11 protein-coding genes are annotated in these 13,212 nt (G+C 47.5%); 3 read left to right on the top strand and 8 right to left on the bottom strand.

All coding sequences use genetic code 11. From position 1 onward, the window contains the following. Positions 1 to 92 precede the first annotated feature (92 nt). From ABEW73_RS25765 to ABEW73_RS25775, 3 genes are all read left to right on the top strand, one after another. The gene (locus ABEW73_RS25765; RefSeq protein WP_430163118.1) at positions 93 to 2,411 is read left to right on the top strand and encodes an AraC family transcriptional regulator; all 2,319 of its coding nucleotides are present in this window, start codon (positions 93 to 95) and stop codon (positions 2,409 to 2,411) included. A 122-nt stretch (positions 2,412 to 2,533) separates the two neighbouring features. After that, positions 2,534 to 4,864 (top strand): helix-turn-helix domain-containing protein, encoded by a 2,331-nt coding sequence (locus ABEW73_RS25770; RefSeq protein ID WP_430163120.1) that lies wholly within the window; start codon positions 2,534 to 2,536, stop codon positions 4,862 to 4,864. Next, entirely contained in the window at positions 4,845 to 5,003 is a 159-nt protein-coding gene (locus tag ABEW73_RS25775) for a hypothetical protein (RefSeq protein ID WP_430163123.1), read from the top strand. The genes ABEW73_RS25770 and ABEW73_RS25775 overlap by 20 nt, the downstream gene beginning before the upstream one ends. Positions 5,004 to 5,125: 122 nt before the next feature. Here ABEW73_RS25775 and ABEW73_RS25780 read toward each other — a convergent pair whose 3' ends face one another. From ABEW73_RS25780 to ABEW73_RS25815, 8 genes are all read right to left on the bottom strand, one after another. Beyond that, positions 5,126 to 5,311, bottom strand: coding sequence for a hypothetical protein (locus tag ABEW73_RS25780; protein WP_430163126.1), 186 nt, complete (start codon positions 5,309 to 5,311; stop codon positions 5,126 to 5,128). Between the two features lie 289 nt (positions 5,312 to 5,600). Beyond that, positions 5,601 to 7,454: a DUF6382 domain-containing protein gene (locus tag ABEW73_RS25785; RefSeq protein ID WP_430163129.1), complete on the bottom strand. Its 1,854-nt coding sequence runs from the start codon at positions 7,452 to 7,454 to the stop codon at positions 5,601 to 5,603. 12 nt (positions 7,455 to 7,466) lie between these two features. Then, a complete protein-coding gene (locus ABEW73_RS25790) occupies positions 7,467 to 7,979 on the bottom strand; it encodes an A24 family peptidase (protein WP_430163720.1) in 513 nt (170 codons plus the stop codon). A gap of 238 nt (positions 7,980 to 8,217) precedes the next feature. Beyond that, a complete protein-coding gene (locus tag ABEW73_RS25795) occupies positions 8,218 to 9,138 on the bottom strand; it encodes a TadE/TadG family type IV pilus assembly protein (RefSeq protein WP_430163722.1) in 921 nt (306 codons plus the stop codon). 82 nt (positions 9,139 to 9,220) lie between these two features. Beyond that, positions 9,221 to 11,452 carry a hypothetical protein gene (locus ABEW73_RS25800; RefSeq protein WP_430163132.1) on the bottom strand — a complete coding sequence of 744 codons (2,232 nt, stop codon included), beginning with the start codon at positions 11,450 to 11,452 and terminating at the stop codon, positions 9,221 to 9,223. 2 nt (positions 11,453 to 11,454) lie between these two features. Continuing rightward, on the bottom strand, positions 11,455 to 12,129 hold the full coding sequence (locus ABEW73_RS25805; protein WP_430163135.1) for a TadE family protein: 675 nt from the start codon (positions 12,127 to 12,129) through the stop codon (positions 11,455 to 11,457). Further along, positions 12,122 to 12,316 carry a Flp1 family type IVb pilin gene (locus tag ABEW73_RS25810; protein ID WP_397329698.1) on the bottom strand — a complete coding sequence of 65 codons (195 nt, stop codon included), beginning with the start codon at positions 12,314 to 12,316 and terminating at the stop codon, positions 12,122 to 12,124. The genes ABEW73_RS25805 and ABEW73_RS25810 overlap by 8 nt, the downstream gene beginning before the upstream one ends. A 17-nt stretch (positions 12,317 to 12,333) precedes the next feature. Then, entirely contained in the window at positions 12,334 to 13,206 is an 873-nt protein-coding gene (locus ABEW73_RS25815; protein WP_430163138.1) for a type II secretion system F family protein, read from the bottom strand. Between the last annotated feature and the right edge of the window lie 6 nt (positions 13,207 to 13,212).

Genomic DNA, 13,212 nt, shown 5'->3' on the forward strand with positions numbered 1-13,212 from the left:
CCGATTCTGCAGACAGGAATGCTCGTTATGCTATAATTAATAATCTAAAAATGATAAGAATCGGGAGTTATAATAACGGGGGATTTAGAGCAATGAAGTTCAGACTTCCACTTTTCACATCGCTGAAGCGGCATCCTACTTATATGAAACTTATTTTTTATTTTGTCAGTGCAAACGTTCTGGTTCTGGCTTTATCTTTTGCGCTGCTCTATGGGCAGTCTTCCCAGACGCTTCTGGAAGAGATCGGCGATCATTCCGAATCCTTGCTAGTGAACAGTGCCCGGAATACAGCGCGACTGATGGAATGGTCTTTAGAATTCAGCTTCTCCTCCAGCGATGACAGTACCCTCAAGGTGAATGCCCTTTCGGATCAATACAGCGATTTTGAAACTTATGAGGTATGGAGACGGCTTATCGAAATTAAGAACGCCAATCCGTCTATCGATTCGGTATACCTAATCAACGATTACACAAATACTGTAGTAGATTCCAGACTTGGATTGAGTGATGCGGAAACTTTTTACGACCAGGACATTATTAAGCGCTTACAGGATCCGGCTACAACGGATCACAGCGTTCTCATTCCGAGAACCTTGTCCATTCCGCTTGTCGGGATTAAGGCCAAAGAGGTGATTAGCATCGTAAGATTTTACGAAAAAGGCAGTTCCATCTCGGCTTTCGTTCTGAATATAGATACTGATAATTTAATGACCTTGCTTCAGAACAATTCGAATTATGCGAACAGGTCGGTCACCGTTCTGAATGATCGGGATGAGACGGTTTTTAGCAGCATTCCTTTGAATCAGGAACAAATTGCGGAGCTCAGGAGCCAAGGGAATAAGAACGAAAGCGGATGGAAGCTGTTTCGGCCCCGCAATCAGGAAGAGCAACTGATGGTTTACGCAGGTTCCTCCATCAAAGGCATTCAGGATTGGACCTTTATCGAAACTATACCGAAGTCTGTCATTTTGGGAAAAATCACTGTTCTTCGCAACACAAGCCTGATCTTGTTCCTCATTCTGTTCATAGCATCATTGACCGTTATCGTTCTGATTTCCAAGCGGGTGTACTCGCCTATTCAAGAACTGATTAGCAGAGTGATGCGGCAGCATCAAGCGGAAAAGCCCAGCGAAGGAAATAGCGCAAATGAACTTGACTACTTATCCAATGTGTTTACAGCCCAACACAATCGGATTTATGAACTGACCGAGCACTGGCGGCATACTAAAATTCTGGGTAGGGAGCGGTTTTTACGGGATTTTCTGGGGGGTATCTACCATACGGCAGAGGAAATATGTTCTCAATTTCAAGAATGGGGAATTGCTCTGCCGGAAGATCAGCTGTCGGTGGCCATCTTCCGGATCGACCACTTCTCGGAATTTACGGAGGCCTACCCGGAGAAGGACCGGCGTCTACTCCGATTTGCAATGTCCAATATTATCCAAGAGTCGCTGCAATTTTCCAAGCACAAGCTGCAAACGGTGGACATGGGGAACGATCACGTGGCGGTTGTCTTATCGGCTCCATTATCCGAAGAATTTGCGAAGAAGCTGCAAGTATCTAAGCAGTTAATGGAGCAGTATTTGTCAATCGGCACGACCGTCGCTTGGGGTAGGACGTTGCCCAGCCTGACCGACATGCATGAGGTATATATGGAGACGTATGAACTAACGCACGAACGGTTCCGATTCGGGCACGGAGCGCTCGTCATGAAAGCATGGCTGGCCGACGCGCCAGGAGAATTGTATCATTTGCCTGTGGACAAAGAGCGGCAGATCGCTCAGGCCCTTCCTAAGGGTAACGCGGATACGGTGCTGGAAATCATCCGCTCAGCCGTGGTCAAGCTGCGGGAACTGCCCTATTTTGAATGTAAAATGTCGTTGATTACCTTGTTTATGGACATACGCCGGCTCATGCAGGAGCACTCCAGTCAGCCGCTGCCCCATTCATGGGGGCTGACTTCCATCGAGAATCAGATCATACAGCAGGAGACGATGGAAAACGTAGTGCTATGGATGGAAGCGCTTATAACCAAGACGCTTGAAGACATTGAGGCTGCCCGCAGTCTGTCCAAAAACGCGGCCCTGATCAAGCAGGCGGACCAGTTCATTGAAGAACAATTAACCGATTCGAACTTGTCCGCAAAAATGCTGGCCGACCAGTTGGGTCTGTCCGTGAACTATTTCCGCAGTTTGTATAAAGCGGAGACAAACCTGTCGATTACGGAAAAGATATCGGAGAAGCGCCTAAATTACATTTGTCAGGAGTTGCTTGCCTCCGACTCGCCGATTGAGCCGATCATCCAGAAATACGGATTTTCGTCGCTTAACACGTTTTATTCCATCTTCAAAAAGGTGTATGGAATGACGCCGGCCCAGTATCGGAGGATGCATAAGAATGGACAGTATTGACATGCGGCTCAAACCTTTCAAATAAACGGACTGACTTTCATTTTTGCGTGAAGGAGTACCTTTTTAGCCATATATGTCCTATAGTGAAGTGGTTATATTAACGGCATTGGGAGGAATTCTTCATGCGGACCACCATGAATCGGCTTGTTCGGTACAAGGCGTTTCAAAAACTTACAATTTCATATTTCCTGCTCGTTCTACTAACCGTCAGCCTGCTGTCCGGTGTCCTCTTCCTTCTCTTCTCCAGAAGCGCCGTCAAGGAGATAGACCGCAATTCCAGAGCCATGTTGTCTCAAATCACTTACGCCTCGGAGGTCGTCTATAACCAAGTCATGACAATTGGTAATGCGCTGCTCATCCAGCCGGAGATCACCTCATTCCTGAATGACACGTTGGAGGACAAGACAAACAATTATCAGATTTTCCAACAAATGAACCAGATTATAAGTGTGTATCCTTATATTTACAGTGCCGGGATCTACCGGCCTTCTACGGGAACAACCGTCGATACAGCCGGGCTTCCATTTGACTCCTCGCTCACCACCCTTAGCGCGGAGCGGTACATGGAATTCTATCCACGTAGCTTGACCGTTGCCGACCGCAACAACGATGCGCCACTGCAGCTCCTGACCTTTCTGTTGTACCCGGATTTTTCATTTAAGACCTCCGACAACCAGCTTATCTATATCAATGTGGAAGAAAAGTCGATTCTGACGACGATCCGCAAAATCAGCAAAGCGGATTCCGCCAACAACGTTTTCGTCATCAACAAAGAGGGCAAAGTGCTCTCCCATACCGATTCAAGTTTATTTCTGAAGGATTGGTCCGAGGAACAGTATGTGCAACAAATTCTAAATCAGGACAAGGAAGAGAACAGCTTCACAACAAATATTCTGAATAAAAAGCATCTTGTCACTTATGTGAAGTCGGAGAAAATGGACTGGTATTTTGTAAGCGTTTCCCCTTACTCCGGACTCATCTCCAACATTGACCGTCTCCGCAACGTTACGCTGCTTGTGACAGCCGGGATTGTACTGACAGGTCTGCTGATCTCTATTTTTCTGACCAAGAGCATTTATAGACCGTTATCGACGCTGTTTGAGAAGATCATGCCGGACACGGATTCTCCGGTCTCCGGTTCGCCGTTCATAGATGAATATAAGATGATGGCCGAGGTTTTCCATTCATTGGAGGAACGTGAAAAATCGATGCAATTCGTGATCAACCGCTCTTCCCGAACGATTCGTGAGCATTATCTGCATTCATTGCTCCGGGGTCATCCGCTGGAATATTCAGTTCCGAGCGAATTAATTCGGGATATCGACAAGAAAGTGTCCGGGCCTTATTTTTGCGTGCTTGTATTCAAAATCAATGAGCTGGAACTAACAAGAGGGAGGATGGAGGTGGAACAGCAGCCGCTGATGCTCTTGCTCTTCGCTCTAGGCAATATTGCAAAAGAGATGCTGGAGCATATCGGGGAATGCGATTACCTGATTAGGGGGGAGAATGAAGCTGTCGCAATCCTTCAGTGCACGAATAACCAACCGCCAGAGGAGCTCAAGGCTGCCTTGCGCAATATTCAGAGCTTTCTGAACCGTTACTTCAAGGTGACGGTATCCATAGGCATAGGGGATATAAGCCATGGCAGGAAGAATGTACCTTCCTCCTATACTTCGGCGCAGCAGTATGTTAAATACCGGCTGATCTACGGGAAGGAATCGATTCTGGATGCCATAGCGACACGCCCCCATATGATGGCGGCCTTGAGTTATCCGAGCGCCTTCGAGAAGAAGCTAGTCGATGCTGTGCAGTGCGGCAAGCCGGAGCCGATCCAGGATGCAATCGAACAATTCGTAGAACAGATCTCTAACGGTTCAATCAATCAGGTGATTACATACAGCATCCAGCTCATGCTATCCTTACTCAAGCACTTTGACTATTTGCAGCATGTGCCGGATTCCAATTTCAACAAGTATCTGGATGCGGTGACCGATATTGAATCCGCCGAACATTTGACGGAAATCAAGGAAACTTTCAATCGCTATTGTTTAAATATCTGCACATTAATCGAAGAGAAGAATCTCTGGATGAATGCCCAGAAGCACAATGTTATCATTGAAAAAGTACAGAATTACATCCAGGAGCATTATGCCGAGCCAAACTTATCCCTGGAGCTGATGTCCAACATCGCCGGCCTGTCGCCAAGCTATTTGGGAAAGCTGTTCAAAAAAGCAACCCGCCAATCGTTCAGTGAATACCTGAATCACACCAGGCTGGAGAAAGCAAAAGATTTGCTTGCTTCCACCCATGAGACTGCAGCCAAAATCAGTGAATCGGTCGGAATGTACAATATCACTTACTTCTCCACTCTATTCAAGAAAAAATACGGCCTGACTCCTTCCGTCTTCCGCGAGCAGGAGGCGATAAGAGGCAATGAAAGGGCTGGAGAGTAAACAAAATAGAGTTTTCGGTTTGCGAGAAAAAACTGGTGTTGCAGCTAAATTTCCAGCTCCAGCTATAACAGTGACCTCAATGAGAGAGTGCTGTTCTCAAGGTACAATACAAAAAGAATTCATTTTTACCTATAGATGATTCTACACAAAAAAGCATCGACTACACGCCATACCAGCATCGCTGGACGAGTTACTCTTGTTGGAGCTTATAAAGCCCCATCCGGGATTGTCCATCTGGGCTTCTGGCAGGGGCTATTTACCTTACCCAGTTAAATTAAATAGATACACCATTATCCCTATAAGCAAAGGTCCTATCACTAAAAAACCGAATATCAGAGCAATAACTTTTAGAGTTCCTGATATTCCTTTTGACGAGTTCAAGGTGTCTAGTTTATTATTGATTTCTTTTAGCTCTTTCAATATTTCTCTATTAAGATCTTCAGACACATCAAAATCCTCCCTAAACATATGAATCAAAAAACACAAGATATTTTTTGAAATTAATCGTTAAAAAATACAAACTTAGTTATATATAGTTAGTTAGTTAGTTGGTACATTTCACCATAATCATCATACCAGATGTTTTTATAGATCTAGTAAAAAACAAAAAAACCAAAAGTCCCTCTAAAAATTAGGGTGCACCTTTGGTTTTCTGCAATAATCCGAATTTTCTCTAAACTTCATAGAATAATAGCTTCGCAAATCTTACTTCTACTATAATAATCCCGATTAATAATTAACCCCTGCGCAGGGTAAACGACCAGCCTGCAATAATAAAGACATCCCCCTCCATCAAAGGGTATTCTTTATAAGGCACCATGGGCTCCCCCTTCAACACCGTACCATTCCTGGATCCTAGATCCTTCAGGACGTAGCCTCCACCTTCACGCGAAAGTTCGACATGCGCCCTTGAAGTCCCCACACCCTGTGCTACGAATTGAGCTACGTCAGGGGACCGGCCGATGATGAAATGGGGCTGATGCAGTTCAATCCGCTGCGGGGCTGATGCATTCGGTTCGTTTAGCTCGAGGTAAGCACCTGCTGAATGTTGCACGGCTGGACGGGCTGCAGCATCCGGATTAAGCAGCACCGTAGCTCCCCCGCCTCCAGGGAACGAAAGCACCTCCGTCCGTTGGGGTAACTGGGCATAATAATCCCCCTCTTCCCCATATGGATCCGCAGCCGCAGCTGCTGCCTCAGATGAACGCGAATAAACATGGCCCTGCGGAGATTGTGCGGGATATCCCGCTGAATGGTAATTTCTCTCGGAGTTAACTGGAGATTTAGGGACCCGCCATCTCCAGTTCTCTTTCCCCTCTTCAAGCTCTGCTTCTACTTTTCCAGCGTCTGTTTCCGAGTTATCCCCAAGAAGACCCGATAAGGGATCCGCCTGAAAACGTGGGACAGACTTCCACTTGGAATCCTGCGGACTAAGCTCTGTTGACTCGAACATGGGCAAGGAACCGGACCAATCGCCGGATCTTCGTGAGAGCAGCTTGAGTTTACCTGTCCAGCCAAGCCAGGTTACTGCAGCAAGCAGAATCGTAATCCCTACCGACAACCCCAGCATCAGTGAAGTAGGCTGATTCATGTACAGCAATCTCCACGCTCCCGCTGCGGCGAGCAAACATCCTAACAAAATATAGGTACGAACCGGCGAAGTCTTGTCGTTGTCCGAAGCTTCTGAATTTGGATCATCCGTATCAGGCAACCACGAAGGAGTAGAACCCAGGGGGCTTCGATCCGCATGAGAATTCATTTCCTCGCTCTTGCCCCTCTTCCCAAACATCTCATTCGTACGTTCCGTCAGACCTCGGATTAAACTCTGTTTATCCGTGTGGATGTCACTCTCCGTCTGCGGCCCTGCTGTCCGCCCGCGAGCCGGTTCTGTAAATGCGAATACAGGCTTGGAACCCATGCTGCTTGATTGACTACCGGTATAGGGCGATCCTTGATTTAGACCTGAAGGCACTGCTGCATTTGCTGGAGTTACAGCACGATGGTCTTCGCCCTCTCCAGCTAACAGATCGACCACAAGCTTCTTAAGTCCCGGCAGATTGAAGCTCTGTTCACTGCAGAACGACATCAGGGCCTGTATCCCTCCCCCTTTTAGCTCCGTCACGGATGCGAGCAACCTTGTCATTAGCTCTTTGAGCATAATCGGAAGACATGTGCCGCCTGCTTCGGTAGCTGCAACGGGAACATAAGTTAAATATAAAGTGCCAAGATCCAGGGAACCTTCAATAAACAGATAATCCTCATGAAGTATGTAATTCTCCGGCTGAAGCATGTACAGCTTGCTGTCCTCCAGAGCGGTGACGATTTGCAGCAGCAATCCAAAATATTCGGTCAGCGTCATTCGCTCGCTCTTTAACGCTTGAGAGAGCATTTTTTTGCCGGTGATATCATATTCCAGCGTTACCTTATAATCGACTTCTTTCATATGCAGCTTCAAGAAATGAGGGATTCTCGAAGAACGGATCATTCCCAGCTGTACATGATTAAGTTCTGATGATTGGATTCCTTCAGCACGGTCCAGCACCATAATGGTTCCACCGTTCTGCATAAAATCCGCCTTTAATCCGAGCATAGGCTCCCCCTCCTACAAATGAAGTACTACATACGTGCTGATTATGCCAGGAAGGACAGCAATCATAAAGGGGAATCGCAAGTGATCCTCCTGGCTGTTGCGCCATGGCAACCAGCTCTTCATAACAAAAACGCCGGCGATACTGCCAATAACATTGCGTATTCGCTTCATCGTTTCCCGGCGCCAGAGCAGGATGAGCAAACCGATGACACCGGCAAAAAGGACAGAATACATAATGCCCTGTAAGGTAAACCATAAGCCGGTCCAGGCACCAATACCTCCAAACAGCTTAACGTCACCCGCTCCTACAGCCCCTATAAAATACATGATCAACAAGATGAGAAACCCGGCTCCAAGCCCCTGCAAAGAAAAGAACAGCCCCTCCCATCCATCCTGAACGCCATGATAGACAGGACCGGACAGCATAGCGGAAACCGTTAAAACATTCGGTATTTTCATGGAACGAAGGTCTGTAATGAATGCTGCGATCAGATAAACGGCACAAACACCAAAAGCAACGGCCATACGCATCAACCTCTCCTGCGCGACTATTCAAAGGAACAGCCTTAATAGAACATTAAATGGATGCACAATGAATTGCTTCTTTGGAAGGACTTTTCTTGGATATTTCTTTGGAACCCTTCTCTTAGAACGATTCTTAGATTGCTTCTCTTGGACACTTCTTTAGATTGCAAATCCTGGACACCTCGATATGCGATTCTTCTTTGGAACCTTTTATATCATAACCTTACTTTCGAACCCCTCAAGAACCTGACCGCGCCACCACCGTGAACGGAACCTCAATCCGCTGTCCGTCTGCTGTCTCAACGACAAACAGCCACGTTCCCGGCGTTGTATTAAAGCCTACGTTCCATTCCCACTCGATATAGCCATTCTCGTCCGCGGTCTCCCAGCCTAAATACTTAGCCGTGCTCTGACCGCTTTTGTAATAGACTGACAATTGGGCACTGCTTCCCGGCTTCACTTTCACTTTTACCTTAGCCTGCTTGCTAGCAACGGCCGGATTCGGCTTCTCCAGCAGCTCTATAGCCCCGTTTGTCTCCGAGCCATCCCCTGAACCCGTTCCGCCTTCGCCGGTGTCGCCAATCCATAATCTCTCCTGAGCCTTTGCCTGCAGCACGATGCGTTTGTTCAAGAACGGAACCCGGATCGGAAGCGCGTAATTCACCTCAATGCCGAAATAGGGACTCGCTCCGCTCTTCAAATTCGGAATGTGAACATTGGACACATGGATTCGATCATAGTCTAGAAGACGTTCCGGCATAAATGGCTTCAGCAGCGGCTTGACCACAGGGTCGAGTACAGCTTCCACGGTTTGGTTCTTAAGCTGCTGCAGCGGCTCTTCGCCTGACGCTACGGCTTGCGTGATCCACTCATTAACAGGAGAAGGAAGAGAGTCGCTGTAATTTGAAACCCAATCAGAAAGTGACAATTTGGGAATCTCCCAATGGGATGTGCTTGGTGAGCCTTCTCCTGTTCCACTACCATCAGCATTTGCCTGCACGGCCACAGAGACAGGATACATATGAGCCGCTACGGTTTTGACCGTATCCGAAACGGTACTCTGAAGCGCTGTCGATATCAACGTCATTTGCACGATATAAATGAGAAAGATGACAAAAAACATAAACATCGGCAGCACAAGTGCAGCTTCCACGACCATGCTTCCTTGTTCAGATGACGCTTTACCTTTATGGAGAGGTTTCCGTATTACCGATAATCGTTTCATTCAAGTACCCCTAATCCTAATAGGAAAAATCCGCCTTACGCTTTACCATGTAACGACTTCCCTGAACTTCATCCCCATCGTTTCCAAATACAACGCCGATCGCTTTCGCCACCCCTGGAAGAAACCATAAACGCATGGCCGTCCTGACCTCTCCTGAAGCGTAGGTAAATCGCTCCGCAGGATTGGTGCCGGTGTTCAATCGAATCAACGCCAACATGCGCGATAGCTTCTTCTCGTTATTGCTGTGAATAAACAGAAATATTCGCAAATGATCCCTGTAAGTCAGCTCTATTGGGACATACTTGGATAGCTGAATGCTCCCCTTCTGACACAACTGGATCATATCCTCAATGGCCTTCTCAATCCCATACAGAATGGCTGCCGCCAAAATCGCCAACGGATTTCCCAATTTACTATTCACAATAAATCCTTCCATCGTCCGGATCGCGAGTCTGGAACCAAAAATCTCTGCATAGGCCGCTGATATATTCCCGGCGGGGTTATGAAATCCGTATAGAATGTACTCCACTTCCTGGTTCCCAATGGCGAATTCTTGGATGATATCCCCGCCCGTATTGGAACCATCAACCATTCCGGTTAATTTCCCAATATCAAAATGCTGATAATAATGAACGGCGTACTCATTTTGAAACAGTTCATCCCTGACACCGCCCAGCACGTTCCCCATAAATCCAAACATACCGTCCATATTATCCATTGCTTGTTTACCGGCATCATACGGATCATCGTCCATAGGCTTTCCCTTATTCATGCTGTCCGCTTCGGCATTAAATTGAAGGCTTTCATCATAGTACTGCTGGAGTTCACGGAACTCATCCATAATCGCCTGATGTTGTCCATTCAACCCGTTAATCGCCTCAATGACTTTGGATGCCTGCTTCAGCTTCTGACTGGCCTGCTTCTCCATCGCCTTCCGTTCCTTATCGGATGTGCGGAACTGTTCCAATGACGCCTGTTGCCGATCTATAATATTCCCACTGCCTGATACTCCATAATTAGACACATAACTTTGTAATGTGCGACTGGCTTCAAGCACCGTTCCCTTCATCCCCTCTCCCCCCAGAGAAGACTGAAGGTTGCTGACCGCTCGGGCAACCTGTTGGTATCGACTCTCCTGGCTACCAATCTCTTGCCGGAAGCCGTTCAAGAATTCATCGCTATGAATTAATTTGTCAGCTTGCTTCCGTATAGATTGAATCATCTCCGCTTCTGCCCCGGAAGAATCGTTAGATCCTGGTGTTTCGTCATTCGTGACCTGATCATATCCCCTATTAGATGAACGGTTCTCGGAATCCTTGATGACCTGCTTCATCTCTTCATTCAGATTCCTTGCTTCCTCCCATAATTGATGCGCATCCGAGAGCAGCTTGTCATTCTCCTTCTGAACTCGGCTGGCCTCCCTCGAAATCTGTGAGCCAATGGAAGAAATTCCGCTCCGGTAGGCCATGAGCAGCAGCGTATACTGTTGTTCCTTGGCAGGCCTGCCCGCATCTTCCTGTTGTTTAGCCTTATAATCCTCGTATTGTGATGCCACATCAGCGGCGGTATACATACTACCCCCCAGCGAAGTGTCGGAGATCGATTGTCCCGGCGGATCCATAACCAGCTTCGAAAGCCGGATTGCATGCTCCCCTGCTTTTCGCTGCTTTGCCAGCATTTCATCCAGCGCCGCTTCCCGCTTGTCATACAATTTGCGAAGCTTCTTAAGGACATCAACTGTATTGGAAGCCTCCTTCATGGACTGCGATAACGGTTTGAACTTGCCCACTAATTCCAATGTGAAATCAATCGGCGCTTTATACTTCATATCCTCGATAATCTGCCGGTTAAATATGTCATAAGTCCCCAGCGGACGCTGCAGCTCAAGACCCGAACTATCGAGCTCCATTGCCATTAACCGGAATGCATCGCTACGTTCTCCCAGATTCATGCTGTCATTCAGCACATTGCCCATAATGAGATCGCCGCTGGTGTTCCCAAGGCCATATAATCCATATTCCTTCTGCAGTTGCGGATCATAGGAGGACATCACGGAGCGTACGGCTGCTCTAGTCAGCCTTTCGCTTTGCACCTTCATCGCCGCTATGCGGGAATAATCAATAAAGATAGCTACAAACATGAATACAGCAGCCAGGGCGATAATCAAAAAAACAGATACAGATCCATCGGACGATCGGCCCCCCTCTCTCCTTCTCCGACTCGATCGTGCTTCCCTATGCTTCGTCATGACTATCGCGAACCTCCGAACTTTTGTAGAACTTCTCCAGCGGCAGCTTTATCCGTTCCATTTCTCCCGCCTTGAAACTTCGATCCGTAATATCGCATTAAATCCACCGTACGAATAAACTCAACAGGATCCACTACGATCGATTGTGCGCTGACCTTAATCTGGCCTCCATCGTACAATATTCGGTTCAATGGCGTCAGAGATACCTGTTCATTTAACGAAGTCGTTACCTTTCGAATGAGCAGCTGATTGGTATAACTCATTTCTCCCGCCATGCTAGCGGGCACAGCCGTACCGCCCTTGGACATTTTGAGTTCGGGCAGCTTCCCTACGCCTTCTTCACTATGCGGCAATTGTATCGACTTCGTGCCGTCTCCACCAGCCATGCCGAATAGAGTTCCTAGAACATGATCATCCGTCAACCGCCAATATAGCGAATCATATTGGCCCTGCTCTACGGATCCCGTGGCTGCAATCTTATGACTGTTATCCCAGCTATACGCAGTCCTTTCGGAAGCCGCGGCCGATGCCTGAACCAGCATGGACTGCTGGTAGATATACAAGCATAGGAACAGCAGCAATACCGTCACCATCAACACGATGGGAAGCACCAGGGAAGCTTCCACCGTGAAGCTCCCTGACTCGTCCTTCCATCTTCTCTGAAACCCTTTACTCAAGAAAACCTTTGCTTTTATTGTCAATATTACGAAACAAATTATTAACCAACGCCGTAATCTTATCTTTAAATATCAGCGCGATAATCAAAATAACGACTAGGATTAGGATCATCTCAAGCGTTCCTATCCCTTTCTCATCCTTCCAAAAAGCTTTCAACCCGCTCTTTACCATGGACAACATCATCATTCGTACACCGGTCCCTTCTACATGTTCATCATCATAAATGCAGGCGCTCCGAGCAAAACAATCACGATCATGAAAATGACCACCATTGGCAGCACCAGCTTCGAGGAGGCCTGCTCCCCCCTTGTTCTTCCGATGGCCTTACGCTTCTCCCAGAGCACTCGGGACAAATCGCGCAGTGCCAAAACAAAATCATTCCCGCCGCGTCGAAAATTAAGCAAAACAGTTGTTGTAAATATCGATACTTCCTGAACACCACATCGTTTATTGAACTGTTCGAAGGCTTGCTGAAATGAATGGCCGCCTTCCCATTCAAGCACCATTCGCTTCAGCTCGACATACAGAGGATGGTTCATGTCCTCATTCCGCTCTACACAATGAATGACAGCCCGCTGCACCGTCTCACCGGCGCCAACAAGTAACACAATCTTGTTTAGAAGCTCCGGCAGCTCCATAACGATATCCTGCTCGCGCAGTATTACCTTTTTGTGGAGATCCTTTGCCAAAGCGACAGGCAGCAACACCCCTAATCCCAATCCGGCCAGAAGTCCGACAACATCTCCCGACAGCAATGACCATATACAGCCACCGATCAAAATGAGCCATGTATATGCAAGTGCTTCGGCCATAAACAACAACGTCATTTCTGTGCAATGCCGCAAGCCATGTATCTTCTGGACGGAGCCCTGCATCCGATAGAAAACGATCGGAATACGCATCGGAATCTTTCCCTGCTCCAGCAGGAACAACAGAGGCGGTGCTAACCGTTGCAGCCTAAGACCTTTCATTGGCACTTTGCTGAGACGATAGTATCGTTCACCGCACATATGATTCAGCACCACCCAACCACCCACAAGCAGAACCACCAGCGTGCCCGCTACCCATGGCAACATGCCCGC

It is taken from the genome of Paenibacillus lautus, from assembly GCF_050482385.1.
GTDB lineage: Bacteria > Bacillota > Bacilli > Paenibacillales > Paenibacillaceae > Paenibacillus_AQ > Paenibacillus_AQ lautus_B.

What these genes read in the sequence shown, in the direction of transcription:
- ABEW73_RS25790 (WP_430163720.1), bottom strand. Translation starts at nt 7,979, where the DNA reads ATGGCCGTTGCTTTTGGTGTTTGTGCCGTTTATCTGATCGCAGCATTC.
- ABEW73_RS25775 (WP_430163123.1), top strand. Translation starts at nt 4,845, where the DNA reads ATGAAAGGGCTGGAGAGTAAACAAAATAGAGTTTTCGGTTTGCGAGAA.
- ABEW73_RS25770 (WP_430163120.1), top strand. Translation starts at nt 2,534, where the DNA reads ATGCGGACCACCATGAATCGGCTTGTTCGGTACAAGGCGTTTCAAAAA.
- ABEW73_RS25795 (WP_430163722.1), bottom strand. Translation starts at nt 9,138, where the DNA reads ATGGTCGTGGAAGCTGCACTTGTGCTGCCGATGTTTATGTTTTTTGTC.
- ABEW73_RS25815 (WP_430163138.1), bottom strand. Translation starts at nt 13,206, where the DNA reads ATGTTGCCATGGGTAGCGGGCACGCTGGTGGTTCTGCTTGTGGGTGGT.
- ABEW73_RS25765 (WP_430163118.1), top strand. Translation starts at nt 93, where the DNA reads ATGAAGTTCAGACTTCCACTTTTCACATCGCTGAAGCGGCATCCTACT.
- ABEW73_RS25785 (WP_430163129.1), bottom strand. Translation starts at nt 7,454, where the DNA reads ATGCTCGGATTAAAGGCGGATTTTATGCAGAACGGTGGAACCATTATG.
- ABEW73_RS25800 (WP_430163132.1), bottom strand. Translation starts at nt 11,452, where the DNA reads ATGACGAAGCATAGGGAAGCACGATCGAGTCGGAGAAGGAGAGAGGGG.
- ABEW73_RS25810 (WP_397329698.1), bottom strand. Translation starts at nt 12,316, where the DNA reads ATGATGATGTTGTCCATGGTAAAGAGCGGGTTGAAAGCTTTTTGGAAG.